Genomic DNA, 24,312 nt, shown 5'->3' on the forward strand with positions numbered 1-24,312 from the left:
TGACGACAGGTGCCTGCAATGCACCAGACCCAGCAGGATGAGCGCGCAGCTACGCGGCGAGCACATTCTTCAGCCACGCCCGCAGCGCCACGATCGCGGGCTCGTCCCAGCGCTCCCGGAGCGCGACGAGCTGATAGGCTCCCATGTGGAGTGCCGATGGGATCACCTCGACCAGCGCACCGCTGCGCAGATCATCGGCGACCAGCACCTCGTTGGCGAGCGCGACGCCCTGGCCGAAGCGGGCGGCTTCAATGGCGAGATGCGCGTGCCACAGCCGCTGCCCGCGCAACGTGACCGGCTCGCGATACCCCGCCAGCTCGAACCATTGCTCCCATTGCGCGGTGGACTCCTCGTGGATCAGCGAGGCCCTGGCGAGGCCCGGGAGTGTCGCGATCGCCGGAAACCTTGCCAGATAGGCCGGGCTTGCGACCGGGAATACGCGTGGGCACACCAGCTCCTCGGCGACCACGCCGCCGCTCCGGTCGATCGCTTCGGCATAGACGATCTCCGCATCCGCTTCGCCGCGCTGCAGGTCGGGGTGCGCCAGTGTCGGCTGCAGGTTGATGTCCCAGTTGCGTGGCGGGCCGCTCAGCTCGGGCAGCCGCGCCAGCAGGCGGCGATTGGCGAGGCCCGGAATGCACCAGATGTTCAGGGTCGGACGCGCCACGGGCCGCACCGACATCGTCGCGCGGGCGATGATGTCGAAGGCCTGGCTGACCTCGGCATGGAACTGACGTCCGGCATCGGTCAGCGCGAGGCCCCGTCCCTCGGCGCGCACCAGCGCCACGCCCAGGCTGCGCTGCAGATTCTGCAGGTGGCGCGAGACCACGGTGTGGCTGACCGCGAGCTCGTCGCCGGCGGCGCGCACGCTGCCCTTGCGGCCGACGGCCTCGAAGGCACGCAGCGCGATCAGGGAGGGCAACCGGGGTCTCGTCATGCTCGCACAGTTCTCAGCCTGCGCGGTCTCCCTCCCCGCCCTGAAGCGGAACCGCCACGATCCGTCGGTCGCGCGGCTGATGTCGGAAGCGCCGGCGGCCATGCCGGCGTCCGTTGACCGCACAGGACGCTCCGGGCGGAGCACCCGCATCGCGGATCACGAGGGCGCTTTCGCGCGTCATGCCGCTCTTACCGTCAGCATGGGCGCAACGCCAGCCTTGAGAAAGCCACGCTCGCCGGACCGCGCATTTGCCTTAACGCCTCAGGCGACGTCGCAAGCGATCCTTAAGCGTCCTGCGACGACAGGCGGGATTTGCCTCAAAGTTTCCACAATTCGACTTTGAATCGGGGGTGCTTCGAGCAGGAGAACCCCCAAGATGCGGATCAGCCAAATGATCTACGTCGGTTCGCTGGCAGCCCTCGTCGCGACGGCCGCCCCCGCACTGGCGAAAAGCTCCCAGGCATCCAAGCCGGATGATCAGGCCACGTCGTCCCTGCCGTGCCGCGCCTACCAGCAGGCCCCGGACGGGAGCTGGATGGAGCGGCCCTGTCAGGGGCAGAGCGCAAGCGCCCCGGCGCGTCAGCGCGCGGTCACCAACGGGACCGGCAGCGCGGAACAACGTTAGCGGACTTGGAGCGGACTTGGCGCAAGAGCTGGAGCGCTTGCGCTCCGGCCTGCGCTGATGCCCGCACTCAGTAAGGTGGCGCCCTGCGCGCCCGCTGCTCCCTGGCCGCCTCGATCCACCACAAGAGATCGTCGGCAAAGCGCGGAAACGCGTGCTCGAGCGATTGGCCGGAATCGCCGGTCGGCTTGCCGTCGGCGGACAGCGCCTGACCGATCGGGCCGACGGCAAGCGTGCTCGACACCACCACCATGCCCATCTCCGACAACGTGCCGTGCCACGCCGTGGCGGCCCGTGCCCCGGAGAGGCGGCCGGCGGAATAGCTTGCGATCGCCGCCGGACGCCAGAACCATTCCTCGAGAAAGTGGTCGGTGAGGTTCTTCAGTCCCGGCTGCATGCCCCAGTTGTATTCGCCAGTGACGAACACGAAGCCGTCGGCGGCACGGATCTTGGCCGCAAGCTCGGCCATGGCTGCTGGCGCCTGGCCGGGCGGATATTCCTTGTACATGCGGTCGAGCATCGGCAGGCCGACCGCCTTGGCGTCGATCAGCTCGACGACCTGATCCCTGGCGCGCAACCCGTCCACGACGAATTGCGCGAGCCGGATGCCCATCCGGTCGGATCGATAGGAGCCGTAGAGGACGAGGATGCGGAAGCTCATGGCGGGTCAACTCCTGGCCGTACGATCCGCGCCAAGCTAACACGCCGTCATGTCATCGAGGTAGTTCTGGTCACGCCGCAGATCGAAGGACCGGCGGCGCGTGGCTGGCGGAAACGAGGCGTGGCACGCTCAGCGCGTCACGGTGGCCGAAGCGGAGCGTTCCGATGGCCGGCCGAACACGCTGCGGCAACCGTCGCTGAGGCTGGCGCGCTGCTTCATCATGCAGGCAATGATGCGGTCGCGATCGGGAATCTCCGACGAGCACAGCCGGAAGACGTCGCCCGTGCACAGCCGCCGCTGGTCGTCCTCCGTGAAGGCATGGCCCGCGCGCGGGCTGGCGACCATCGCCAGCGCAAGCCCCGCCATTGCCACATTCCAATTCCGCATCCTGAACAGATGAGTTCGCATCGCCGTCCCCAATTCGCCCGCTGTTTGTCCGGTTCACCCGCTGCCTTCGCTGATGTCGCGAAGCAGTTGCCGCCGCAGAATCAAATGATGACACGTCGCGGCGCGCCTTCAACAAGCGCTCTCGGTCCTGCACCACAATTTTGCGGCCTGTTGCATCTTCGACTCCCCTTGGCCGGCCGGAACCTGTGAGACGCCGCCAAATTGTCATTAGGCGAACGCAATCCGGCCCAGCCGCGCTCACACTCTCACGGCGTAGTGGCGGCGTCCTGATGGTGCTTCGGACCATCACGTGTCCCGAGTTCAGGTGTGGGAGTCAGGTTCATGGCGTACACGATGGTGGCTGAGCGGGAGCAGCAGACGATCCGCAAGCAGCGCGAAAGCGCCCTCATCGTTCTCGCCAACGCACAGGTGATGGAGGCTGAAGGCTGGCAGGTCGTCATCACCGACGAGGACGGCAACAGCCTGCCGCTCGCCGAGTTCGAAGCCGGCCTGTCGCAGAAATTTTCGTCCTGGTACAAGGCCAAGCAGCGGCCGGTGGTGCCCACCACCATCCCCGCCCCCAACCTGTTCGCGACGCCGGCCAATGACGACGCCGAGCCGGAGGCCGTCGTGGCCGCCGCACTCGCCGCCGAGCAGGTCGAGACGGCCGAGGTCGAGACGGCAGAAGTCCAGGAGGCTGCGGTCCAGGAGATCGCCGAGGACGATTTCGAAACGGCCGAGACCGCCAACGCTCCGGCGGCCGAGAAGGCCGAGCGCGAGGAGATCGCGCTCGACGCCGCCGAGATGGCCAACTGATACGGCCGCCGCGCCGCAACATCGGCGGGCTTCAGTCGCCGCCGTCGTAGAACCCCTCCAGCGGCAGCTCGATCTGGGCCTTGGCCCTGCCGATCCACTCCCGCGCAATGGCGTTGGACGGCCCCACGCGTGCATCGCGGCATGCACGCGAAGACCATCCCCGGTCGCTTCGCGTGGCGCGCATCGAGCGTGCTTCAGCCTGCCTTCGCTTCCTCGCGCGATCAGCGAGCGCCGGGCAACTAACAAACATGTTCACGCCGCGGCTCTCGGCCGAACAACGATCATCGGAACGACGCGAACGCCTGCCCGCCGGGCAAATCAAGGCGCATGTCCATCTGGTGGCGTCACCTCCGGGGCTTGAATCGGCAACAACGGCGGTGCGCGCGGAAACGATTTTCCGCAGGCCCATCAAGCTGATTTGGCCTGTCCAGTCCCTTCGTCGAAAATATTCTGCTTTTCCTAAATAGAATTCAGTGCTTTTGTCGCGCCATCTCCCGCTCGCAGGAGGGGCGGTTCGCGGTCGTCACGGACGTGGAGCGGGAGGAGCGGTGAACGCGATGGCAGCGCAGCGCATCTTTGCGCCGACGAACGCTGGTGTCGCGTACGGTCAAGTCGCGTGGTCCTGGCATCCCGACGCTGATGCCCCCGCGGTGGCGCGCCCAAAGCGCGTCATCGTGCACGGTGACCAGAACGCCCGGCGCACCGGGGAGCGCGCGAAGCAGCCGTTAAGATCATCGCGCGGGGAATGCCGGTTGCCCGGCTGAACCTGTGGTGACTGCCGCCTGCTTTTTTTCTGCAGGCGGGCCATGGGTTGCGGCCAGCATCCCGGCATTCCCCGCGCCCTCTTTTTATGGAGAGGGCAAGACGGACGGATCCCTCGGGCGCGGAGCGTCGCGAGAGCGCGAGCGCATGCGTGAACATCTCGAAGTCTGCGAAAAGGTGAGGTCATGAGCGGAGCAGCGCTTCCACAGACTCACCGTCATTCCTGGGCGCGCGCAGCGCGAGCCTGGAATCCATACTCACAGGCAGGAATGATTGAGCGAGATGGAGCGGCCAACATGCCTCACACGGCTGCTCGTGGTTATGGATGCCGGGCTCGCGCTGCACGCGCCCCTGCATGACGATGAGGCGAGATGGTGCTCCTCCCACCGCTGTCATGCCCCGCCCCCGGGTCTCGCCTTCGGCGAGCCCGAGGACAGGCTCCGGCGGGGCATCCGGTGCGCCGCGGCCCCTCGCGCAATCACGACGGCCTCGGCGTGCTGGATCGCCCGGTCCCGTCTTCGCCTGTCGGCTTCGACGCGGCAACGAGCGCCAGGGCGCGCCGCAGCTCTAGCGGAGGCGGCAAGCCGGGCGATGACACCAAGTGTGAAGGGGCGGACAGCGACGCGAGCAACACGCGCGGCATGGCCCGACACGGCAGCCGTCTCGGACCAGGTTTCTCACAACAGCTTCGCGCTCACGAACAGCGTGCGCACCGCCGTGGTGGCCTGGACCGTCATGATCGCGTTGTCGGCCGCGGCCTGCAGCGCGGCCATGGCTTGGTCGTGCAGCGACTTGAACTCCATCCACTCGACGGCGTTGAGGCTGGTGAGGAACTGATGGGCCTGCCCGACCGTCGAAATCACGACCGGCTTGCCGTTCACCTTGATGTTGAAGGTGGTACGCAGACGCGTTTCCGAGTTTGCGGGATCAATCATGGGGACCTTCCGGAAGATGCGACGGGCGTCACCGCCGAGGTCGCGCCGAGGCCCAGCAACAAAACGTCACTCGGTCTTTTGCGCGGTCCGCGTCGGGGTGCCAGCCTCGAGCCCGACGACGACAACGAGTCGGTTGAACTCGCCGTCATCATACGCCTTCAGGAAGCGATCGTAATTCTTGATCGAGACGCAGCCGTTCGAATCACCCTCCGGCCCCAGCATATAGGGGTGGGTCAGCAATCCGCTCCGGCCGAGGGTCGATCCCTCCACCACGTTCATGCGCAGGGCGCGCACGCCGTGAAACGGCTTTTCGCGCGGCTTCAGGTCATAGGTGGCGGGCGGGGTCGCGCCGACCATGCGCTGATTGACGTGCTCGGGGTCGTCGCGCAGGCTGCCCATGCCGGAATGGGCCTCGAGCCCGATCCCCGACGGCAGATACACCATCTTGGCCTTGATGTCGTAGACCGCGGTCTTGTCGTAGCCGAGCGCGCCGAGATCGATCCCGGAGCGCACGATGCCGCTATCCGGGCCGAGCGAGGCGAACTTGGTCGGGCTCGGCAACAGGTCGGACAGCTTCTGCAGGATGGAGCGATCGTCGACGCGTCCGACGGCTTCAGGCGCACTGGCCGAAACCAGACTGGTCGGCAGGTTGGCGACGGACGGCCGCGGTCGCGGCAGCGGCACGCCCGGTGCGGGCATCGTGACGGTATTGCCCTCCGTCAACATCGGCCGCCAATCGCTGTTGCTGGGGTCGCGTGCGCCCGAATCGCGCGCTTCCATGCCCTTCACCAGCGCGGCCCGGGCATCGAGCAGTTGGCGGTCGATCGCGCCGCGAAGGGCGAAACGGTCGAGCGCGCGAACCGCGTCTTTTTCCGAATACGCCGTGGCCGAGGCGGAGGCCGGCGCGAAACGTGTTTCGAAGGTCATGGACGGCGCGGCGGCCGGAATCGCCGCGCTCGCAAGGGGCGTCTCATCGCTGTTGGCTCCGACCCATGCGGCCGCGCCCGCTGCGACCGCAAGTGCTGCAAGCACGAGTGCGATCGCTTCGGAGCGCCCGAAGCGGCCTTGCGACAACAGAACGTCTACGCTTGCTTCACTGGAAGCCATCACGTCCCCGATATACCCCCCTTTTCGGACCACCCGGGAAAGGTGCCCGACCCCAAGGGGTACGATTCGACCCGTCATGACATAGGATGGCAAGAGTGCGGCATAATCTAGACAAACGCCAGCCCGGAGTGATGGGGAATGGACCGGGGTCCAAGCCTCGCAGGGCCGCGCCGCGACCGTCCCAGAAAGCCGATTACATCGATGAATCAGCCGGTTGGAGGAATGGATGAACGCCGAATGGGATGATCTCGGCCGATTTGCCGACGCACAAAGTTCGATTTATTCGCGGGTGACCGCCGAACTTGCGGCCGGCGCCAAGCAAAGCCACTGGATGTGGTTCATCTTTCCCCAGGTCGAGGGGCTCGGCAGCTCCGCCATGGCGCAGCGCTACGCGATCCGCTCCCGCGCCGAGGCCGAGGCCTATCTGGCGCATCCCCTGCTCGGCCCGCGACTCGTCGAATGCACCCGACTGGTGCTCGCGGTGCAAGGCAAGTCGCTGCGCGACATTCTGGGAGTGCCGGACGATGCCAAATTCCGCTCATGCATGACGCTGTTCGATTCGATCAGCCCGAATGGGATCTTCGCGCAGGCGCTCGATCGCTATTGCGACGGGGTGCGGGATCGCCAGACGTTGGCGTTTCTGCAGCGCGGCATGGGATGACCACTCGCTGCAAAGCGCGTCGCGTCCGCGTCATCGGTAGCATGCTGATGAGTTCACCGGCCGACCCGGCCGGATTTCGGGTGATAGGCCGAACAGGAAACTTGATCACGCCAAGATTTGCGGCTCCCATCCGCCGCATTGTTTGTCCCAAGGAGACACACTCATGAAGAAGTTGTTCCTGATTGCCGCGCTCGCGACCTTCGCCGCCGGCTCCGCCTTCGCCGAGGATAGCTGCGAGACCAAGGCCGTCGGCAAGGACGGCAAGGCACTGGCCGGTGCCGCCAAGACCTCTTTCATGAAGAAGTGCATGGCCGAGACGTGTGAAACCAAGGCGGTCGGCTCCGACGGCAAGAAGCTCGCCGGCGCCGCCAAGACCAGCTTCATGAAGAAATGCGAGGCCGGCGGCTGACCGGACGCCGGGCTGGACGACATCTGGGCCCCGCCATGGGTGGGCGGGGCCGCTCGATGATCGTCGGGTTCCATCGGCAGCGGCCTGACGGACGATCGTTGACATGTTATGACGTCAAGCGATCTCCACATCGAGCTGCATAGGCCCTTCAATGTTCTCCGCTTTGCCTGCCCCGCCTCCTCATCTGCGCGAGGCGGCGTGAGTCTCTCAGAGATCGATGCGCTCCGGCAGCGGCTGCGGGAGCTCGAAAGCGAAAATGCCCGTCTTCAGGCCCTGTTCGCCGCCGATGCCGGCAAGCGCGCGCGCGCCGAGACCGCCCTGGCGGAGAGCGAGGAGCGGTACCGGACGCTGTTCAACTCGATCGATGAAGGCTTCTGCATCATCGAGTTCTTCGACGGCCCGCACGGCCCGCTGAGCGACTACGTCCATGTCGAGGCCAACCCGGCCTACGCGCTGCATGCGGGCATTCCGAACGTGGTCGGACAGAAGGTGCGGGAGATGGTGCCGGGCGAGGCCGACGGCTGGGTCGAGCTCTATGGCGGCGTGCTGCGCACTGGCGAGCCGATCCGGTTCGAGCGCGAGCTGGTCGCCACCGGACGTTATCTCGAGCTCGCGGCGTTCCGGGTGGAGCCGGCCGAACGTCGACAGGTCGCGGTGCTGTTCCAGGACATCACCGCGCGCAAGCGCGCCGAGGCCGCACTACAGGAGATCAACGACACGCTGGAGGCCCGCGTGGTCGCCGCGCTCGCCGAGCGCAAGCTGCTCGCCGACATCGTCGAAGGCACCAACGCCTTCGTGCAGGTGGTCGATATGCAATACCGCCTGATCGCGATCAACGGCGCAGCCGTGCAGGAGTTTGGACGTGTCTTCGGCCTCCAGCCCAAGATCGGCGACGACATGCTGGAGCTGTTCAAGGATCTACCGGAGCATCGGGCGGCGGTTCGCGCGGTATGGTCCCGCGCGCTGGCTGGCGAGGAGTTCGTCGCGGTCGAGGAATTCGGCGATCCCGGCCGCGACCGCCGCTTCTACGAAATGCGCTTCTCGGTGCTGCGCGACGCCGCGGGCCGACAGATCGGCGCCTATCAGTTCGCCTATGACGTCACCGACCGGCTGCGCGAACAGACCCGGCTGCACGAGGCCGAGGAGGCGTTGCGGCAGTCGCAGAAGATGGAAGCCGTCGGACAGCTCACCGGCGGCATCGCCCATGATTTCAACAATCTGCTGACCGGCATCCTGGGCTCGCTCGAGATGCTGCAGACCCGCCTGCGCCAGGGCCGCTTTGCCGATGTGGACCGTTACGTCGCGGCCGCCCAGGGCGCCTCGAAGCGCGCCGCCGCGCTGACCCATCGCCTGCTCGCCTTCTCGCGCCGGCAGACGCTCGATCCCAAGCCGACCGATGTCAACCGGCTCGTCATGGGCATGGAGGAGCTGGTTCGCCGCACCGTCGGCCCGCAGATCGCGCTCGAGGTCGTGACGGCCGGAGGGCTCTGGCCGGCACTGATCGATTCGTCGCAGCTCGAAAGCGCACTGCTCAACCTCTGCATCAATGCCCGCGACGCGATGCCCGAGGGCGGCCGGATCACGATCGAGACCGCCAACAAATGGCTGGACGACCGCGCCGCGCGTGAGCGCGACCTGCCGCCCGGCCAATATATCTCGCTGTGCGTGACCGATACCGGCACCGGCATGACGCCCGACGTGATCGAGCACGCCTTCGATCCGTTCTTCACCACCAAGCCAATCGGCCAGGGCACCGGCCTCGGCCTATCGATGGTCTACGGCTTCGTCCGGCAGTCCGGCGGACAGGTGCGGATCTATTCCGAGCTCGGTCAGGGCACCACGATGTGTCTCTATTTCCCGCGGCATTATGCCGGCGCCGTTGAGGCCGCCGATCCCGCGCGCGGCGGCGCGGCGCCGTCTTCCCGCACCGGCCAGACCATCCTCGTTGTCGACGACGAGCCGACGGTGCGCATGGTGGTGATGGAGGTGCTCGACGAGTGCGGCTACGCGGTGGTCGAAGCCAAGGACGGACCGACCGGCCTTGCGGCGCTGCAATCAGACGCGCGCATCGATCTCCTGATCACCGATGTCGGTCTGCCCGGCGGCATGAACGGCCGCCAGCTGGCCGATGCGGCGCGCGCGACGCGGCCGGATCTCAAGGTGCTGTTCATCACCGGCTACGCCGAGAACGCGATCCTGAGCAGCGGCCAGCTCGCGCCGGGGATGCAGGTGCTGACCAAGCCGTTCGACGTCGAGGCGCTGGCCGCCCGCGTCGGCGAGATGGTGGAGAGCTGAATGCGTGATCGCCGCCGTCTTGCCCTCGATCAGCCGCGCAGGCCCGGCGCTTCGTGGCCGCTGCGCGCGACATACTCGGTGTAGCCGCCGCCATACTGGTGCAGGCCGTCGGGCGTCAGCTCCAGCACGCGGTTGGAGAGCGCGGCGAGGAAATGACGATCGTGCGAGACGAACAGCATGGTCCCCTCGAAGTTCGACAGGGCCGCGATCAGCATTTCCTTGGTCGCCATGTCCAGATGGTTGGTCGGCTCGTCCAGCACCAGGAAGTTCGGCGGATCGTAGAGCATCTTGGCCATCACGAGCCGTGCCTTCTCGCCGCCCGACAGCACCCGGCATCTTTTCTCGACGTCGTCGCCGGAGAATCCGAAGCAGCCCGCCAGTGCCCGCAACGAGCCCTGACCGGCCTGTGGAAACGAATGCTCGAGCGACTCGAACACCGTCTCGTCGCCGTCGAGCAGGTCCATCGCATGCTGCGCGAAGTAGCCCATCTTGACGCTGCCGCCGATCGTCACCGAGCCGTCATCGGGCTCCGCGCTACCCGCGACGAGCTTCAACAGGGTCGACTTGCCAGCGCCATTGACGCCCATCACGCACCAGCGCTCGCGGCGCCGGATCATGAAGTCCAGCCCGTCGTAGATGCGGCGGCTGCCATAGCTCTTCGACACCTTCTTCAGCGCCACCACGTCCTCGCCCGAGCGCGGCGCCGGCAGGAAGTCGAACGCGACGGTCTGGCGCCGCTTCGGCGGCTCGACCCGCTCGATCTTGTCGAGCTTCTTGACCCGGCTCTGCACCTGCGCCGCATGCGAGGCCCGCGCCTTGAACCGCTCGATGAACTTGATCTCCTTGGCGAGCATCGCCTGTTGGCGCTCATATTGCGCCTGCTGCTGCTTCTCGTTCAGCGCCCGCTGCTGCTCGTAGAAATCGTAGTCGCCGGAATAGGTCGTGAGCTGGCCGGCGTCGATCTCGATCACCTTGTTGATGATGCGGTTGATGAATTCGCGGTCGTGCGAGGTCATCAGCAGCGCGCCCTCGTAACCTTTCAGGAAATGCTCCAGCCAGATCAGGCTCTCGAGATCGAGGTGGTTGGACGGCTCGTCGAGCAGCATCACGTCGGGACGCATCAGGAGGATGCGCGCCAGAGCGACGCGCATCTTCCAGCCGCCGGACAACAGGCCGACATCCTTGTCCATCATCTCCTCGGAGAAGCCGAGGCCGGCCAGTGCCTCGCGGGCCCGGCTGTCGAGCGCATAGCCGTCCAGCTCCTCGAACCGCGCCAGCACCTCGCCATAGCGCGCGATGATGTCGTCCATCTCGTCGGCGCGGTCCGGATCGGCCATCGCGGCCTCGAGCTCCTTGAGCTCGGCGGCGACCGACGACACCGGCCCAGCCCCATCCATGACCTCAGCCACGGCACTGCGGCCGGACATCTCACCGACATCCTGGTTGAAATAGCCGATCGAGACGCCGCGATCGATCGAGACCTGCCCCTCGTCGGGCTGCTCGCGGCCCGAGATCATCCGGAACAGCGTCGTCTTGCCGGCCCCGTTCGGACCGACCAGGCCGATCTTCTCGCCACGCTGGAGGGCGGCGGAGGCTTCGATGAAGAGAATCTGGTGGCCGACTTGCTTGCTGACGTTATCGAGGCGGATCATGAGGTCTCAGGACATGGACAGGTTGCCGCCGCTCTTAGTCGATGCGCGCCGCCGGTGGAAGGCGCAATTTAGGCGCCCTCCGCCGCTCTGTCCGCCCCATCCCGGTCAGCGGCCCTGAGGCCGAAAATCCTGGTTGCCGAACGGCTTGTCGGTCGGAATGCGGATCGCGACGTAGCCGCGATCCATGGTCGCGTGGCAGGCGTTGCATCCCGACGTCAGCTCGGTCACGGCGGAGGCGAAGCGCTTGCCATCCTTGGCGGCGATGGCGTCCGAGATCGACTGAATCGGCTGGCCCAGCGTGGTGACGTTGTCCACCGGCAGTCCCGAATAGAACACCGCGGCGTCGGTCAGGCTCTGCCTCAGTTGCGCGAGCTCATAGGACGCGAGATCCCAGTTCTTGGCCTGTCCCGCGAACCACAGTTTCGCATGCCTGACTTGGATCAGATTCATGATGTCGCCGAGCCGCGGCAGATATTGTTCTGCATTGGACTGCGACTGTGCCGCCGCCAGGGAGATGGCCGAACAGGCGATCAGAACGCCTGAAACCCACTTGCGATAATTCATTCGACGCCCCGCTTCCATAAACCGCTTCCAGAAAGACATACCGCTGCGATCGGAGACGGACTTGCGATTGATCAAGGCGGCGCCTCCGCGATCACGCCAGCCCGCCAAACGAATGATCCGCCGAAGCGGCTGCTCCGGCGGATCATCATGTCAGCCCCGGCCCCGGGGTAATGTGTTCGGCGTCTTAGGCTGCGGCTTTCGCGCCGGTCGGAACCATCGCGATCGTCTTCAGGACCTGAGACGCGATCTGGTAGGGGTCGCCCTGCGAGTTCGGACGGCGGTCTTCCAGATAGCCCTTATAGGCGTTGTTCACGAACGAGTGCGGCACGCGGATCGAGGCGCCACGGTCGGCCACACCCCAGCTGAAGGTGTCGATCGAAGCGGTCTCGTGCTTGCCGGTCAGGCGCATGTGGTTGTCCGGACCATACACGGCGATGTGGTCGGCGCGCGCCTCCTTGAAGGCGTCCATCAGCTTCTCGAAGTACTCCTTGCCGCCGACCTCGCGCATATACTTGGTCGAGAAGTTGCAGTGCATGCCCGAACCGTTCCAATCGGTGTCGCCGAGCGGCTTGCAGTGGAACTCGATGTCGATGCCGTACTTCTCGGTCAGACGCAGCATGAGGTAGCGGGCCATCCACATCTGGTCGGCAGCCGTGCGCGAGCCCTTGCCGAACACCTGGAATTCCCACTGGCCCTTCGCCACCTCGGCGTTGATGCCTTCGTGGTTGATGCCGGCCGCGAGGCAGAGGTCGAGATGCTCTTCGACGATCTTGCGGGCGACGTCGCCGACGTTCTTGAAGCCGACGCCGGTGTAATACGGACCCTGCGGAGCCGGATAGCCGTATTCCGGGAAGCCGAGCGGACGGCCGTCCTTGTAGAAGAAGTACTCCTGCTCGAAACCGAACCACGCGTCCGGATCGTCCAGGATGGTGGCGCGGGCGTTCGACGGATGCGGGGTCTTGCCGTCCGGCATCATCACTTCGCACATCACCAGCACACCATTGGTGCGGGCGGCGTCGGGATACACGGCGACCGGCTTCAACACGCAGTCGGAGCTATGGCCTTCGGCCTGCATCGTCGACGAGCCGTCGAAGCCCCAAAGGGGCAGCTGTTCCAGGGTCGGAAACGAGGAAAATTCCTTGATCTGTGTCTTGCCGCGCAAATTCGGCACCGGCTTGTAGCCGTCGAGCCAGATGTACTCGAGCTTGTACTTCGTCATTGAGCCTCTCTGTCTTATCGAAAGGTGGGAGCCCAGCAATCGAAGGCTCCCCGCTTACCCGGCCACGATCGGCCAGCGCACTCTTAAGCATGGAACGTGCCAAGTCCCGCGACGTCCCGTCGCATGGACGAAGGCCAATCAGGGCGGAGCTGGCGCTGGTTTTTGCACGTCAGGGGTGCGGCAAAGCAGCGCGACCGGGATTGCACGGAACGCATGGCGGAAATCAGAAGCTGGTCAAAACCCGCTTGATTCAGTGGCATTTGCGGCGATGCGCAAAAACGTCCGAACAAGCTCTCAGCAAGTCCGGGACATTTTTGAAAAGACCTGAGCCTCTTTCCGCAACCTTTGGTCCAGCCCAAGTGTTGGTCAGCTGCACGTTGCTGCGGAGGAAGCAAAGACAGAAATGCCCGCAAAACGCGCAACATGTGATTTGATTTTGGTCATGTTGCATTCCCTCCGGGCAGAGCCGATATCGAGACCGCTAACCACAAGAGAACGAGTCGGGCGCAGCATGACGTGTGGCCCGATGGAAGGAGACTGAGGAATGGACACTAACGTGCACGAGGGGTCCGCAAGGATCTATCAATTTCCGCGCGGAGGGCGGGCAGGTCTTGCGCCTCGCCAATCCGCGGCATCGCCGGCGCGGCCGATCGCGCCCTCGATCCAGCCGACGATCTACAGCGGCAGCTGGTATCACGACGAGGCGATCCAGGAAGCCAAGCCGGCGTGGGACCGCTGATGTCCGACTGTACCGTGCCGCTCACGCGCCTTTGCTGAAGGGTCGGACCGACAAGGTTCCGGCCCTTTTTCTTGCCCGCTGTCAACCATGTCTACTGCTGACCGTCACCGACGGGTTCGACGCGGGTGCATACGTCCCGCCGTCCTGAGCCGCTTCATGGTCTCCCCTGCCTTGCCGTCGCACAGGCGAAACGACGCTTCACATCAAGCCCGCATTCCCTAGAATGGGTTCATGCCCGCCCATCCGCTCCGCCATCTCGGACTTCACGGTGCCAGCAACTTCAGAGATCTCGGCGGATATCCCAGCAGGGATGGCCGGCACGTGCGATGGCGGCAGCTGTTTCGGTCGAACCATCTCGGTCAGTTGACGGAGCCCGACCTCGCGGTCCTGCGGGAGCTCGGCATTCGCGCAGCGTTCGATTTCCGCGGTCGCGACGAGCGCGCGGCCGGCCTTTGCACGATCGCCGAGATCACCGTGCATTCCGTGCCGATCGAGCCGAGCGTCGTGCCGGCGCTGCGGGCCCTGGCGGCGCGAGGGCAGCTCACGACCGACCATGCCTTGGAGCTGATGCGCGAGTCCTACCGCAACTACATCCGCAGCTACACGCCGCGCTTCCGCGCGCTGTTCGAACATGTTCTCAACGGGAATGCGCCGTTGGTGATCCATTGCACGGCCGGCAAGGATCGCACCGGTGTCGCCTGTGCACTGGTCCTGCACGCGCTCGACGTTCCGGATGACGTGATCCTGGAAGACTACCTGCTCACGAACCAGCTCTATCGTCGCGAGACTGCAGCTCACGCGGATCTTCCCGCTGATGTGGTCCAGGCGATCGGGACGGTCCAGGCCTCGTTCCTCGCCGCTGCGTTCGACGCCATGCGTGATGATTTCGGCGACGTCGACGCCTACCTGCGCGACGGTCTCGGCATCGACGGCGCAGCACGAAAGACGTTACAGGCGCGCTATCTCACGCTGTGAGCCAGGGCGGCGCGAATACGCTTGAGCCCGATCAGGCCGCTTCGATATCGGCTGTCTCGGCGGCTTCCATCGCGTCGAGATCGGCAATCACCTCCTCGAATGCCGAAATCGCCTGTTGAACCGCCGCGATCTGCATCAATTCCCAGCCCGTCACCGGACCTGCACGGTTCTGCAAGGCGACCACCAGATCCCGCCGCTGCTCCTTCAGTTGCACCAGCGGCAAACCGTGGTCCGGCAGATGTCTCATCATGTCAAAGCTCCAACGCCCCTCAAGCGGCATAGCGACAGGCTAGCGGCCCGCGCTGGCAATCCACTTACGAAAGTCCGGCTAATTTTATCGATCAGGCCGGCACGACCGGCACCGTCATGATGGCGCTGGCCAAAACGTCGCTGATCTTCGCGGTGGCGGCCTCGCTCACATGCAAGCGGTCACCGTGCCCGTCGTCGAGCGCCGACAACGGAATCTGGCCAGCCTCATGCCAGCTCTTCATCAAATTCCAGCGCCCGAAGAGATTGACGTTGGCCGCAGACGTGACCTTCTCGATCCGTCGCTGAATGTCCTCGGCACGCGCCAGCCTGTTCGGCACCGTCACGATCGCCGCGGTATATTGCAGGTCCATCACGATGGCGTCGATGGCCAGCCCCGCCAGCCATCGAAGGCCGACGCGCAGCGCCGCCTCGACCTCATCGGGACTATAGACCTCGGGCCTGTAGGCGGCGTTGGTGCCGACCTGCCAGATGACCAGCGAGGGCTGCTCCGCAATCACGTCGCATTCGAAGCGCGAGAGCTCCTCCGGGGATTCCTGTCCGCCCACACCCCGATTGAGGACGTCGATCAGGCAGCCGAAATTGGTCTTGCGCAGCGCCTGCTCGATCCGGGCCGGGAAAGCGACAATTCCGTTGGTGCCGGCGGTGGACGATGAGCCAAGCGCCACGATCCGGGTCTTGCGCTGCGCATCCAGACTCTGCCTGAACTGTCTGATCGGACGGACAAAACCGGTGGCGACGTCGGGAAATTCGAGAGAGTCTGTCGCCGTCATGGTCACCTCTGACGAACCACGCTTTCTGATTGCAATTGCATGCCCCGGCCGTCCGGCCATTGCAACTCATCGGCAGGGCCATAGTATAACAAGCGGCGCTGTGGGGCGCGTCAACGGAGACCAGGGACGGAATGAACGGAGCAGTGATTGTCATTACGGGTGCGCAAGGGGCGCTCGGACGCAGCGTGGCCGATCTCGCGCTCGCACGGGGCGCGCATGTGGCCGGGATCGATCATGCCCAGGCCGAAATCCCGGCGAGTGACGACCGCATTGAGCTCGGAGGTGTCGACCTCTCCGACCCCGAGCAGGCAAAGGTCGCGATCGACTCCGTCGCCGCCCACTTCGGCACTCTGGATGCGCTGATCAACATCGCCGGCGCGTTCGCGTTCGAGACCACGGCCGACGGCGACGATTCCGTCTGGGAGACGATGCATGCGCGAAACCTGATGACCGCGCTGCACGCCTCGCGCGCGGCGATCCCGCATCTCGTCCGCTCCAGCACGGGCCGCATCGTCAACATCGGCGCCATGGGCGCGCTCCAGGCCGGTGCCGGCATGGGCCCCTATGCTGCGTCCAAATCGGGCGTGCATCGCCTGACGGAAGCGCTCGCGGCAGAATGGAAGGGCAAGATCACCGTCAACGCCGTTTTGCCGTCGACGATCGATACGCCGGCCAACCGCGCCAGCATGCCCAAGGCCGATTTCGACAAATGGGTGACGCCGCAGGAACTCGCGGAGGTCATTCTGTTTCTCGCTAGCGACGCCGCGAGCGGCGTGACCGGCGCACTGATACCGGTTGTCGGCCGGGTGTAGCGAAGCCAGCCGGTCACCCCGACTTGGCGCTGACATCACCGGACTCGGCGGGCTAGACTCGCGCGCGCTCTGAGTCGCACACATCGGACGGCCCCTTGGAAACCGCGCTCTACCTTCCCGTCAAACGCTTCCTCGAAAACCTTGGCTTCTCGGTCAAGGGGGAAATCGGCGGTTGCGACGTGGTGGCGCTCAAGGGCGACGACCCGCCGGTGGTCGTCGTCTGCGAGCTGAAGCAGGTCTTCAACCTGGAACTGCTGCTGCAGGCGGTCGATCGGGCTGGGGCCTGCGATGAGGTCTGGGTCGCAGCAAATCTGTCAGCACGTGGCAAGGGTCGTGAAAGCGACTCCCGCTACCGCAATCTGTGCCGCCGGCTCGGCTTCGGCATGCTGGCCGTGACCTCAGCCGGAGACATCGAAGTGCTGGTGCGGCCGCCTACCACCGCGCCGCGCAAGAACCCCAAGAAGCGTTCGCGTCTCGTGATCGAGCATCAGCGGCGCAAGGGCGACCCCGTCGCTGGCGGCTCGACCCGGGCTCCCATCATGACGGCCTATCGGCAGCAGGCGCTGGCCTGCGCCTCGGCGCTCTCGGGCGGGCCGAAGCGCGTCCGCGACCTCCGCGCGGAGATTCCGGATGCGCCGAAGATTCTGCAGCGTAACGTCTACGGCTGGTTCGACCGCGCCGAGCGCGGTGTCTATGTCCTCACAAAAGCCGGCCTCGCGGCCTTGCGCCGCTGGCCCCAGGATATCCACATGACGCAGGTACCGTTGCCCAATCGCGACATGGTGAACGCATAGCTGGGCTGCCCCGCGGAATATATATTGCAATGCAACAATCCTGCTTCTAGGTATCCCGGACGATTCACGAGGCCCCCATGAGCGAAGATTGGAACACCAAGTACGGTCCGCGTCGCGTCAGGCGTGATCCCCCGACTCTGGAGGAAGCGATCTTCGCCGCGTCAGGCATTACCGACGACGTGCAGGCCCAGGCCGAGATCGCGTCGGCGCTGATGGGTCTGCCGCTCGAGCAGGTGCTGCCCGAGGTGAAGAAGGCAGTCCGCGTTGCCGCGCGCACCAACACGCGCGTCATCACGGCCGACCAAGGCACGCAGCAGCGTGCCGTCGTGGTCGAGCGCCGCACCGTGCGCCGCTTCAATTTCGACAAGCGCACCGGCACCTGAACGCCTTCCGGGGCGCATCGGCCAATGCAATCAAACGAAAAGGCGCGGCAGCGGTGATCGCTGTCGCGCCTTTGTCATCGCAGCAACGGCTCGGCTCAGGCCGCGCGCTTGTCGCCGTACATCCGGGTCACGAGCTTCCAGCAGGCCCGGTTGAGGGTGAAGAACGCACGCGCGGCCGCGATCGGCGCATCGATCACGAGCTTCGCCAGTTGATCCTGAGGCTGCTCGCTCAGATCGATCGTGCCGGTCGATTCGCCGTGACGGAACGCCAGATGCGCGCCGAATTTGGCCGCGAGCGCCCGCATCGCATGGTTCTGCGATCCGGTCGTGACACGAAGCTTGCGATAGCCCTTCCACCGCGCCTCCGAGATCACGCGCTGGAACAGCAGGCTGCCGACCCCGCGGCGGCGCACGCAAGCCTCCACGCTGAACGCAATCTCCGGAAGCCCGTCCTCGGACTGCTCCGGCGGATGCAACTCGGCGGCGCCGCGCACCATGCCGTTTTCCATGTAGGCGACGACGATCGTGCCATCGGCCGCACAGCGGGCGGCATAGCGTTCGATGAAACTGTCATCGAGGAAGCCGTTGAATCGATCGTGCCGGCTTTCCGCATCGAGCCGCAACAGATGATCGCGCAGCAACGGCAGTTCTTCGTGCTGGCTGAGCGTCCGCACATAGCCGAAGCCCGGCCGGGGACGAAAAGTATCTACCTGTGACACTGCCTGAGACTCCTCTCGAGAGCCCTCGCACACAGACGTCTTTCCCTAGACAGAAGCTATATTGTGCATCGCAACATTCATTGCAAGCCCCGCGCTCTACGGAGAGAACATGCGGCCATGCAAGGATCGCGTGAGTTAACAATTCGTTTGTGTACGAATCATCACAGCACGAGCTGAGTCTGGGTCACGATCGCGACCAGGCGCCCGTCCTCGGTCTCCACCCGCGTCTGCCATACCTGAGTGCGGCGGCCGCGGTGCACGGGCGTGGCGGTTGCGGTCACCACGGTCCCCTCCTTGGCGCCGCCGATGAAGTTGGTCTTGCTCTCGATCGTCGTGGTGCCCTTGGCTTCCTTGGGAAGGTTGATCACGGTTGCGGCTGCGCCGACCGAGTCCGCCAGCGCCATGATGGCGCCGCCATGGATGGTGTGATGCAGGGTGCAGAGATCCGGCCGAACCTGCATCTGCGCCACAACGCGATCGGCGCTGGCCTCGGTGAAGGTGACGCCCTTCAAGTCCGCGAACGGCATCTTCAGCGCATTGATCTTGTCCAGCGGCGTCATACCGTTCCTCTCCTTGCGCACGGACGACACGTCTCCCCGTGCCTTCACCGCACCCTGGATGCGCCAAGCCCAGACCGCGCGGCAATGACCTCCGAGGTCATTGCCGCGACGGCCTTGCGCTCACGCCTTCTCGACTCCACACCACTCGGCGATGAACAAGGCCATGGTCTTGGTCGCCTGGCGTAGCGAGTCGAGATCGACATATTCGTTGAAGCCGTGCATCGCCGCGCCGGTCGCGCCGAAGCAGAGGCTGGGGATGTTGTAGTTGAGCCCGTAGAAGCGGGTATCCGTGAGCGCCGTGAAGACGAGGTCCTGCACCTCCCCGCCGTAGACGGCGGTGAAGGCCTTGCCGAACGCCGCCTCCGGCTCAGCCGAATTGGTCAACTCGTATCCTTCGGACAGGAATCCGGACCACTCGACCACCGGCGGATTGTTGGAGAGGAAGCGGTGATCGCGCGAAGCCGCGGCGACGCAGGCGAGAATCTCGTCCTGGCAGTCCTTGACCGACCAGCCCGGCAGGATGGCGATGCGGCAATCGACGTCGCACCAGGCCGGCACGCTCGAGGCCCAGTCGCCGCCTTTGATGATGCCCGGATTGAAGTTGATCGGATGATTGAGCGTCTTGAAATGATGGTCGCTCTTGGCGCGCTCGTTCCAGTCCGCTTCGAGCTTCTCCAGCGCATGGATCAGATGATAGCTCGCCTGGATCGCATTGGCGCCGACGCCGGCTTCGAACACATGCGCGGGAAAGCCGCGCACCTTGAGGCGGAACCAGATCACGCCAACCTGAGAGCGCACCATCTTGCCGCTGGTCGGCTCGGGGATGAAGCAGGCATCCGCGCGGTAGCCGCGCTGCAAGGTCGACAGTGCGCCGACGCCGGTGCTCTCCTCCTCGATCACGGACTGGACATGAATGCGCGCCGTCGGCTTGAAGCCGGCCGCCTTGATGGCATCGAGCGCATAGAGTGCGCCGATCGTCCCGGACTTCATGTCGCAGGCGCCGCGGCCATACATTCGTCCGTCGCGGATCACCGGCGAGAACGGCGGCGTCTCCCACATCTCGAGCGGGCCGGCGGGTACCACGTCGCAATGCCCCTGCAAGATCAGCGATCGCCCGGCCGACGTGGCCGGCCGGTAGGTTCCAACCACGCTGCGCGCCTTCGAGAAGTCGTGCTCGATCGGGCCGTAGCCGCGCATGTCCTTCAGATCGTCGAGATCGATGTGCCAGTCGTCGACCTCGTAGCCGCGCACACGCAGGAGATCGCCGAACATGTCCTGGCACGGCCCTTCGGCGCCGCGGGTCGAGGGGATGGCGACGAAGTCGCTCGTGGTCGCAAGCTGCCGGTCGAAGTGGGCATCGACGGCGTCGACGATGCGCTGCGTAGTGTCCTGGGTGATCATGCCTGTCGCGGTTCCAATTGCCGATGACCGCACCAAATCACAATCTGATGCATAGTTGCACCGGATTCGCCGCTGCTTTCAGAATCGCAAGGCCGCTCGTACATTCGCGCATACGAACGACGGTAACATACTTTGGATTTTGGCATGTCGGACCACCGCAATATCCTCTATTTCCTCCTCGGCATTCTCAGCGCGGCGATCATCGTGCTCGGCTACAATTTATATCAGGCCAAGAAGCAGCCCGAGGGTGTCCAGATCAATCTCGGGCCCAAAGGCCTGAAGATCGAAGGGAAGTGATGCGTTCTCAAATCTTCGCGTTCGCGGACGTCGCAGCCTGCCCTCTCGGCGTCCTCGGTATCTTGCTCTTGGTTGCCGCACCCGCACAGGCGCAATATGTCGGGCGCGAGCAGGACATCACGGATCTCCGGCTCGGCCAGCGGGTGCTGGTCGATGACGGCACCTGCCCCGCCGGCCAGGTGAAGGAGGTCTTGGGCTCCAAGATGGCCGAAACCGGTATTGTCCGCACCACGAAATGCGTGCCGCGGTTCGGGCCGAAAAGGAAGTAGCTGATCTCGTTCGATTGGGCCGTCATACGTAGCCGGCCTCCGGCACGTGACCTTCCGCACAGTCCTGAATCTGTGCATCGACGATGCTCCTGCCCCACGGACAATCTCGGGGACGCAGCATGTCGATGTCAGCGGTGCAGGATCACGGCTTCTTCGAAGCGGCCGACCGGCCGCAGCCGGTCAAGGCCGATTTCAGCCGCTACGCCCTGCTCGGCTATCTGTCGATTGCGCTGGTGTTCGGCGGCTTCGGCGTGTGGGCGGCCTATGCGCCGCTCGATCGTGCGGCGATCGCACCGGGCACCGTGTCCGTCTCCGGCGATCACAAGGTGGTTCAGCACCGTGAGGGCGGAATCATCAGGGAGATTCTGGCCAAGGAAACTCACGCCGTGCATCGCGGCGACCTGCTGTTTCGGCTGCAGCCGACGGAGGCCCAGGCCAACACCGACCTCCTGCGCAAGCAGATGGACGCGGCGCTGGCCGAGGAGGCGCGCCTGCTCGCCGAGCGCGGCAATGCGCGGATGGTCACATTTCCCGACGCGCTGCTCAACCGCCAGAACGTGCCGGAGGCGGCGCTTGCCATCGCCGACCAGCAGCGGTTGTTCGTCGAGCGTCGCAATGGCCTGATCAGCCAGATCAACATCCTCAACTCGCAGATCGCCCAGCAGCAGCAGGAGCTCGCCGGCCGCGACCGCCAGCGCGCCGCACTCTCCGCGCAGATCGCGAGCTTCGAGACGCAGATGAACAACGTGCGCCCGGCGGTCGCCGCAGGCTACTATCCGCGCAACAAGTTCCTCGAGCTGGAACGCGAGCGCGCCCGCGTCGAAGGCGACCTCGGCCAGGCGCAGGCCGACGTCGCGCGGCTGACGCAGACGGCGGCACAGACGCGCCTGCAGATCGATCAGACGCTGCAGAAATATCTGACCGAGGTCGGTCAGCAGCTCGACGGCACCCGGGCCAAGCTGTCGGACCTGCGCGAGAAGCTGGTCATCGCCGAGGACGTGCTGCGCCGGGTCGACATCCGCGCCGAGCGCGACGGCATCGTCATGAACATGAAAGTCCACACCGTCGGCGCCGTCGTGAAGCCCGGCGATACGCTCGCCGAGATCGTTCCGGTCGGCGAAGGCGTCGACGTGATGGCGCACGTCTCGCCGCGCGACATCGAGAGCGTCGCGATCGGCCAGAGGGCCGAGGTGCGCTTCTCCAATTTCTCCTCGCGCACCACGCCGACGATCTTCGGCAAGGTCTCGAGCGTCTCGGCGGACGCGATGTCCGACGAGGCGAGCAAACAGAGCTACTATTCGGCGCGCGTGGTGATCGACTATTCGACCATCCCGCCCGAGATCGCCGAGAAGATCCTGCCGGGCATGCAGGCCGACGTCATCATCTCCACGGGAGAGCGCACCGTGCTCGAATATCTGGTCGGCCCGCTGCTCAACACGCTCGCCAAGACGTTCCGCGAGAAATGAGCCGAGAGCACCTATGCCGACGGCGCTGGTGGCGTGCCCGCGACGACTGCAAGGTCGCGGGCACGCCGCACGCCGATGGCGTCCAGCTCCCGACCCTGTTCCGGATCGGCAAGCCTCTCACGCATCGCTCCATCCAGATCAACAAGGCCGGCAGCTGTCGCCACGCCCCCGGACATTGCGAGCTGCCAGCCTCTGGTCTCCGCCAAATCAGCCAGAAGCGCCGGCCACTCCGTCCCAAGTCCGAGCACAGCCACCTGCGAGGTGCGTCCAAGGGTCAGTTGCCCGACAACGATGTCGCCAAGGTGAGCACCAATCGCCAGCTCCACGGGCCGACCGATCTCCGCGGCGATCTTTTCGTTGACGCGGTCCATGACCACGTCCATGGCGCCGATCGCCTGCAGCGCATCGCGGCAGCCTTGTTCTGCTCCCTGCTCCTCGCCGAAGACGGCGAGCACGCCGTCGCCGAGGAAACGATCGATGCGCCCGGACCGGGCTTCGATGGCTCCGCCAATGGCGCCGAAGATCTCGTTCATCATGAAGCCGAGGTCGGAGGGCAACCGGTCGCGCGCGATGGTCGCCACCGCGCGGACCCGAACATGAACCAGACACACCGCGCGGCGCTCAGTCTGGAGGCCGTCGACGGCGGGCACCCTCTCCTCTCGTTGGCCGCCGACGAGACGCGTGATCGTCAGCGGCGCCCCAGGGCGGATCTGGCAGGCCAGGCGCACATTCACCGGTGCCGCCAATTCGGCGAGCATGGCACGCTCCGCGTGGCCGGGCGGCGCCAGCGTCTCCGCACCTTCATCGACCCGGACACGGCAAAGCCCGCAGCGGGCACGACCGCCGCATTCGGATCGGTGCGACAGTCCGTTGCCGCTGATGATGTCCAGCAGCGTCGGACCGACCGCAGCCTGCACCGTCGCGCTCCCCGTGAAAGCAATGGCAATCTTCGGTGCCGCGAGCGACGCGACGTGACGGAATACGATGATCGTCACGCCGGCAACGAGCAGCGCGACGATCGCGATCTGCGCCGAGACCTGCAGCAGGCCGATCCACTTCCTGTCGATTTCGCTCGGCCAATGGGTGACCTGGCGCATCTGCTCGGCCATGCCGGGATTGCCGAGCAAGCCGGCGACGGAGCGTCCGGACACCACGAAGCCCATCAGCGCCGCCATCGGCACCGCGACGGCGAGGACAACCAGCAGCGGCTGCACGAGGCGGTACCAGCTCCGGAATTTCAGCCAATGATGCAGGCCGATGCAGCCGTGGATCCAGACCAGCAGCAGCAGCGCGGTCTGAATCCAGGCCGCCTTGGGCCACAACAACGCCAGCGCATAAAGGTAGCCGTCCTGAACGCCGAACAGCGCATGCGCGATATGGGTCTCGATGACATGCGGCAGCAACAGCAGTGGGATCGCAAATCCGGTGGCGATCTGAACAAGCTCCCACGAGGACAGCCGCCACGTGCCGCGCTGAACCGTCTTGGTGAACGCAAGCACGGCATGGGCGAGCAGCGCCGCCGCCAGCACGATCATTCCCGGCCACGATCGGGTGACGACCAATCGCCATTCCTGCACCTCGTCCATCGCCTCGAGGCTGAACAGACCAACCGCATGGTTGAGAAAATGCGTCGCAGCGAAGGCAAACAGGACGAGGCCCGACACGAGCCGGATGTTCTGGGAGGTTACGGCAGGCATGAGGTCACTGTGATTCAGGCAAGTGCGAAATCTGGGCACGGCTGATCCATCCGGTAGCGGCTGCAACCGGCGAACTCAAGCGCCGGCAGATCCGCCTCGAGCTATGTGAGGTCAGTCACGGTCGACGACGGGC

At 65.4% G+C, this 24,312-nt stretch carries 27 protein-coding genes; 13 read left to right on the forward strand and 14 right to left on the reverse strand.

The annotated features are described in order from the left end of the window. Window positions 1-49 precede the first annotated feature (49 nt). A complete protein-coding gene (locus tag ACQR10_RS06500; protein ID WP_315800222.1) occupies window positions 50-937 on the reverse strand; it encodes a LysR substrate-binding domain-containing protein in 888 nt (295 codons plus the stop codon). A gap of 376 nt (window positions 938-1,313) precedes the next feature. On the opposite strand from ACQR10_RS06500, the gene ACQR10_RS06505 reads away from it, so the two are divergent. Further along, the gene (locus ACQR10_RS06505) at window positions 1,314-1,562 is read left to right on the forward strand and encodes a hypothetical protein (RefSeq protein WP_315800223.1); all 249 of its coding nucleotides are present in this window, start codon (window positions 1,314-1,316) and stop codon (window positions 1,560-1,562) included. A 67-nt stretch (window positions 1,563-1,629) separates the two neighbouring features. On the opposite strand, the gene ACQR10_RS06510 is transcribed toward ACQR10_RS06505, so the two are convergent. Both ACQR10_RS06510 and ACQR10_RS06515 read right to left on the reverse strand, forming a co-directional pair. Continuing rightward, on the reverse strand, window positions 1,630-2,220 hold the full coding sequence (locus ACQR10_RS06510) for an NADPH-dependent FMN reductase (protein WP_316215671.1): 591 nt from the start codon (window positions 2,218-2,220) through the stop codon (window positions 1,630-1,632). Window positions 2,221-2,349: 129 nt separating this feature from the next. After that, window positions 2,350-2,586 carry a hypothetical protein gene (locus ACQR10_RS06515; protein ID WP_315712310.1) on the reverse strand — a complete coding sequence of 79 codons (237 nt, stop codon included), beginning with the start codon at window positions 2,584-2,586 and terminating at the stop codon, window positions 2,350-2,352. 363 nt (window positions 2,587-2,949) lie between these two features. On the opposite strand from ACQR10_RS06515, the gene ACQR10_RS06520 reads away from it, so the two are divergent. Next, complete coding sequence (locus ACQR10_RS06520; protein WP_315800225.1) at window positions 2,950-3,423, forward strand: hypothetical protein; 474 nt, start codon at window positions 2,950-2,952, stop codon at window positions 3,421-3,423. Window positions 3,424-4,862: 1,439 nt separating this feature from the next. Here ACQR10_RS06520 and ACQR10_RS06525 read toward each other — a convergent pair. Both ACQR10_RS06525 and ACQR10_RS06530 read right to left on the reverse strand, forming a co-directional pair. After that, on the reverse strand, window positions 4,863-5,120 hold the full coding sequence (locus ACQR10_RS06525; RefSeq protein ID WP_315800226.1) for a hypothetical protein: 258 nt from the start codon (window positions 5,118-5,120) through the stop codon (window positions 4,863-4,865). Window positions 5,121-5,186: 66 nt separating this feature from the next. Then, window positions 5,187-6,227 (reverse strand): DUF2778 domain-containing protein, encoded by a 1,041-nt coding sequence (locus tag ACQR10_RS06530; RefSeq protein WP_315800442.1) that lies wholly within the window; start codon window positions 6,225-6,227, stop codon window positions 5,187-5,189. A gap of 226 nt (window positions 6,228-6,453) precedes the next feature. On the opposite strand from ACQR10_RS06530, the gene ACQR10_RS06535 reads away from it, so the two are divergent. The 3 genes from ACQR10_RS06535 (at window position 6,454) to ACQR10_RS06545 (ending at window position 9,592) form a co-directional block, all read left to right on the forward strand. Next, window positions 6,454-6,888 carry a DUF1810 domain-containing protein gene (locus ACQR10_RS06535; RefSeq protein WP_315800227.1) on the forward strand — a complete coding sequence of 145 codons (435 nt, stop codon included), beginning with the start codon at window positions 6,454-6,456 and terminating at the stop codon, window positions 6,886-6,888. Between the two features lie 163 nt (window positions 6,889-7,051). Continuing rightward, window positions 7,052-7,297: a hypothetical protein gene (locus ACQR10_RS06540; RefSeq protein WP_008961253.1), complete on the forward strand. Its 246-nt coding sequence runs from the start codon at window positions 7,052-7,054 to the stop codon at window positions 7,295-7,297. A 198-nt stretch (window positions 7,298-7,495) separates the two neighbouring features. Further along, entirely contained in the window at window positions 7,496-9,592 is a 2,097-nt protein-coding gene (locus ACQR10_RS06545; RefSeq protein ID WP_316215670.1) for a PAS domain-containing protein, read from the forward strand. Between the two features lie 29 nt (window positions 9,593-9,621). Here ACQR10_RS06545 and ACQR10_RS06550 read toward each other — a convergent pair whose 3' ends face one another. The 3 genes from ACQR10_RS06550 to ACQR10_RS06560 all read right to left on the reverse strand — a co-directional run bounded on the left by ACQR10_RS06550 (window position 9,622) and on the right by ACQR10_RS06560 (window position 13,027). Beyond that, window positions 9,622-11,244, reverse strand: coding sequence for an ABC-F family ATP-binding cassette domain-containing protein (locus tag ACQR10_RS06550; protein WP_315800229.1), 1,623 nt, complete (start codon window positions 11,242-11,244; stop codon window positions 9,622-9,624). 105 nt (window positions 11,245-11,349) lie between these two features. Then, window positions 11,350-11,808 (reverse strand): hypothetical protein, encoded by a 459-nt coding sequence (locus ACQR10_RS06555; RefSeq protein WP_315800230.1) that lies wholly within the window; start codon window positions 11,806-11,808, stop codon window positions 11,350-11,352. Between the two features lie 184 nt (window positions 11,809-11,992). Continuing rightward, window positions 11,993-13,027 (reverse strand): glutamine synthetase beta-grasp domain-containing protein, encoded by a 1,035-nt coding sequence (locus ACQR10_RS06560; protein ID WP_315712320.1) that lies wholly within the window; start codon window positions 13,025-13,027, stop codon window positions 11,993-11,995. Window positions 13,028-13,571: 544 nt separating this feature from the next. On the opposite strand from ACQR10_RS06560, the gene ACQR10_RS06565 reads away from it, so the two are divergent. Together ACQR10_RS06565 and ACQR10_RS06570 are read left to right on the forward strand one after the other, a co-directional pair. After that, entirely contained in the window at window positions 13,572-13,766 is a 195-nt protein-coding gene (locus ACQR10_RS06565) for a DUF2735 domain-containing protein (protein WP_315800231.1), read from the forward strand. Window positions 13,767-13,997: 231 nt separating this feature from the next. Then, window positions 13,998-14,741 (forward strand): tyrosine-protein phosphatase, encoded by a 744-nt coding sequence (locus ACQR10_RS06570; RefSeq protein ID WP_316215669.1) that lies wholly within the window; start codon window positions 13,998-14,000, stop codon window positions 14,739-14,741. A gap of 31 nt (window positions 14,742-14,772) precedes the next feature. On the opposite strand, the gene ACQR10_RS06575 is transcribed toward ACQR10_RS06570, so the two are convergent. Further along, entirely contained in the window at window positions 14,773-14,991 is a 219-nt protein-coding gene (locus tag ACQR10_RS06575) for a hypothetical protein (protein WP_012044361.1), read from the reverse strand. 91 nt (window positions 14,992-15,082) lie between these two features. Beyond that, a complete protein-coding gene (locus ACQR10_RS06580) occupies window positions 15,083-15,841 on the reverse strand; it encodes an SGNH/GDSL hydrolase family protein (RefSeq protein ID WP_316215668.1) in 759 nt (252 codons plus the stop codon). 71 nt (window positions 15,842-15,912) lie between these two features. Here ACQR10_RS06580 and ACQR10_RS06585 point away from each other — a divergent pair, with 71 nt between their 5' ends. From ACQR10_RS06585 to ACQR10_RS06595, 3 genes are all read left to right on the forward strand, one after another. After that, window positions 15,913-16,593, forward strand: coding sequence for an SDR family oxidoreductase (locus ACQR10_RS06585; protein WP_316180851.1), 681 nt, complete (start codon window positions 15,913-15,915; stop codon window positions 16,591-16,593). 95 nt (window positions 16,594-16,688) lie between these two features. Then, a complete protein-coding gene (locus tag ACQR10_RS06590; protein ID WP_315800235.1) occupies window positions 16,689-17,387 on the forward strand; it encodes a DUF2161 domain-containing phosphodiesterase in 699 nt (232 codons plus the stop codon). Between the two features lie 77 nt (window positions 17,388-17,464). Beyond that, entirely contained in the window at window positions 17,465-17,770 is a 306-nt protein-coding gene (locus ACQR10_RS06595) for a hypothetical protein (RefSeq protein WP_172109527.1), read from the forward strand. Between the two features lie 95 nt (window positions 17,771-17,865). Here the strand turns inward: ACQR10_RS06595 and ACQR10_RS06600 are convergent, their stop codons facing one another. From ACQR10_RS06600 to ACQR10_RS06610, 3 genes are all read right to left on the reverse strand, one after another. Further along, window positions 17,866-18,522: a GNAT family N-acetyltransferase gene (locus ACQR10_RS06600; RefSeq protein WP_410051393.1), complete on the reverse strand. Its 657-nt coding sequence runs from the start codon at window positions 18,520-18,522 to the stop codon at window positions 17,866-17,868. Window positions 18,523-18,650: 128 nt separating this feature from the next. Beyond that, window positions 18,651-19,049 carry a PaaI family thioesterase gene (locus ACQR10_RS06605; RefSeq protein WP_316215667.1) on the reverse strand — a complete coding sequence of 133 codons (399 nt, stop codon included), beginning with the start codon at window positions 19,047-19,049 and terminating at the stop codon, window positions 18,651-18,653. Window positions 19,050-19,169: 120 nt separating this feature from the next. After that, the gene (locus ACQR10_RS06610) at window positions 19,170-20,450 is read right to left on the reverse strand and encodes an ArgE/DapE family deacylase (protein WP_316215666.1); all 1,281 of its coding nucleotides are present in this window, start codon (window positions 20,448-20,450) and stop codon (window positions 19,170-19,172) included. Between the two features lie 144 nt (window positions 20,451-20,594). On the opposite strand from ACQR10_RS06610, the gene ACQR10_RS06615 reads away from it, so the two are divergent. The 3 genes from ACQR10_RS06615 to ACQR10_RS06625 all read left to right on the forward strand — a co-directional run bounded on the left by ACQR10_RS06615 (window position 20,595) and on the right by ACQR10_RS06625 (window position 22,482). After that, window positions 20,595-20,747, forward strand: a complete 153-nt coding sequence (locus ACQR10_RS06615) for a hypothetical protein (RefSeq protein WP_315800239.1) — start codon at window positions 20,595-20,597, stop codon at window positions 20,745-20,747. After that, window positions 20,747-21,016, forward strand: coding sequence for a DUF6719 family protein (locus ACQR10_RS06620; protein WP_315800240.1), 270 nt, complete (start codon window positions 20,747-20,749; stop codon window positions 21,014-21,016). The genes ACQR10_RS06615 and ACQR10_RS06620 overlap by 1 nt, the downstream gene beginning before the upstream one ends. A 119-nt stretch (window positions 21,017-21,135) precedes the next feature. Continuing rightward, window positions 21,136-22,482 carry an HlyD family type I secretion periplasmic adaptor subunit gene (locus tag ACQR10_RS06625; RefSeq protein WP_434911898.1) on the forward strand — a complete coding sequence of 449 codons (1,347 nt, stop codon included), beginning with the start codon at window positions 21,136-21,138 and terminating at the stop codon, window positions 22,480-22,482. 11 nt (window positions 22,483-22,493) lie between these two features. On the opposite strand, the gene ACQR10_RS06630 is transcribed toward ACQR10_RS06625, so the two are convergent. Next, a complete protein-coding gene (locus ACQR10_RS06630; protein ID WP_316236619.1) occupies window positions 22,494-24,146 on the reverse strand; it encodes an adenylate/guanylate cyclase domain-containing protein in 1,653 nt (550 codons plus the stop codon). Window positions 24,147-24,312: the final 166 nt, after the last annotated feature.

This window comes from Bradyrhizobium sp. HKCCYLRH2060, assembly GCF_051168135.1.
GTDB lineage: Bacteria > Pseudomonadota > Alphaproteobacteria > Rhizobiales > Xanthobacteraceae > Bradyrhizobium.

What these genes read in the sequence shown, in the direction of transcription:
- ACQR10_RS06500 (WP_315800222.1), bottom strand. Translation starts at nt 937, where the DNA reads ATGACGAGACCCCGGTTGCCCTCCCTGATCGCGCTGCGTGCCTTCGAG.
- ACQR10_RS06505 (WP_315800223.1), top strand. Translation starts at nt 1,314, where the DNA reads ATGCGGATCAGCCAAATGATCTACGTCGGTTCGCTGGCAGCCCTCGTC.
- ACQR10_RS06510 (WP_316215671.1), bottom strand. Translation starts at nt 2,220, where the DNA reads ATGAGCTTCCGCATCCTCGTCCTCTACGGCTCCTATCGATCCGACCGG.
- ACQR10_RS06515 (WP_315712310.1), bottom strand. Translation starts at nt 2,586, where the DNA reads ATGGCGGGGCTTGCGCTGGCGATGGTCGCCAGCCCGCGCGCGGGCCAT.
- ACQR10_RS06520 (WP_315800225.1), top strand. Translation starts at nt 2,950, where the DNA reads ATGGCGTACACGATGGTGGCTGAGCGGGAGCAGCAGACGATCCGCAAG.
- ACQR10_RS06525 (WP_315800226.1), bottom strand. Translation starts at nt 5,120, where the DNA reads ATGATTGATCCCGCAAACTCGGAAACGCGTCTGCGTACCACCTTCAAC.
- ACQR10_RS06530 (WP_315800442.1), bottom strand. Translation starts at nt 6,227, where the DNA reads ATGGCTTCCAGTGAAGCAAGCGTAGACGTTCTGTTGTCGCAAGGCCGC.
- ACQR10_RS06535 (WP_315800227.1), top strand. Translation starts at nt 6,454, where the DNA reads ATGAACGCCGAATGGGATGATCTCGGCCGATTTGCCGACGCACAAAGT.
- ACQR10_RS06540 (WP_008961253.1), top strand. Translation starts at nt 7,052, where the DNA reads ATGAAGAAGTTGTTCCTGATTGCCGCGCTCGCGACCTTCGCCGCCGGC.
- ACQR10_RS06550 (WP_315800229.1), bottom strand. Translation starts at nt 11,244, where the DNA reads ATGATCCGCCTCGATAACGTCAGCAAGCAAGTCGGCCACCAGATTCTC.
- ACQR10_RS06555 (WP_315800230.1), bottom strand. Translation starts at nt 11,808, where the DNA reads ATGAATTATCGCAAGTGGGTTTCAGGCGTTCTGATCGCCTGTTCGGCC.
- ACQR10_RS06560 (WP_315712320.1), bottom strand. Translation starts at nt 13,027, where the DNA reads ATGACGAAGTACAAGCTCGAGTACATCTGGCTCGACGGCTACAAGCCG.
- ACQR10_RS06565 (WP_315800231.1), top strand. Translation starts at nt 13,572, where the DNA reads ATGGACACTAACGTGCACGAGGGGTCCGCAAGGATCTATCAATTTCCG.
- ACQR10_RS06570 (WP_316215669.1), top strand. Translation starts at nt 13,998, where the DNA reads ATGCCCGCCCATCCGCTCCGCCATCTCGGACTTCACGGTGCCAGCAAC.
- ACQR10_RS06575 (WP_012044361.1), bottom strand. Translation starts at nt 14,991, where the DNA reads ATGATGAGACATCTGCCGGACCACGGTTTGCCGCTGGTGCAACTGAAG.
- ACQR10_RS06580 (WP_316215668.1), bottom strand. Translation starts at nt 15,841, where the DNA reads ATGGCCGGACGGCCGGGGCATGCAATTGCAATCAGAAAGCGTGGTTCG.
- ACQR10_RS06585 (WP_316180851.1), top strand. Translation starts at nt 15,913, where the DNA reads ATGAACGGAGCAGTGATTGTCATTACGGGTGCGCAAGGGGCGCTCGGA.
- ACQR10_RS06595 (WP_172109527.1), top strand. Translation starts at nt 17,465, where the DNA reads ATGAGCGAAGATTGGAACACCAAGTACGGTCCGCGTCGCGTCAGGCGT.
- ACQR10_RS06605 (WP_316215667.1), bottom strand. Translation starts at nt 19,049, where the DNA reads ATGACGCCGCTGGACAAGATCAATGCGCTGAAGATGCCGTTCGCGGAC.
- ACQR10_RS06610 (WP_316215666.1), bottom strand. Translation starts at nt 20,450, where the DNA reads ATGATCACCCAGGACACTACGCAGCGCATCGTCGACGCCGTCGATGCC.
- ACQR10_RS06615 (WP_315800239.1), top strand. Translation starts at nt 20,595, where the DNA reads ATGTCGGACCACCGCAATATCCTCTATTTCCTCCTCGGCATTCTCAGC.
- ACQR10_RS06620 (WP_315800240.1), top strand. Translation starts at nt 20,747, where the DNA reads ATGCGTTCTCAAATCTTCGCGTTCGCGGACGTCGCAGCCTGCCCTCTC.
- ACQR10_RS06625 (WP_434911898.1), top strand. Translation starts at nt 21,136, where the DNA reads ATGTCGATGTCAGCGGTGCAGGATCACGGCTTCTTCGAAGCGGCCGAC.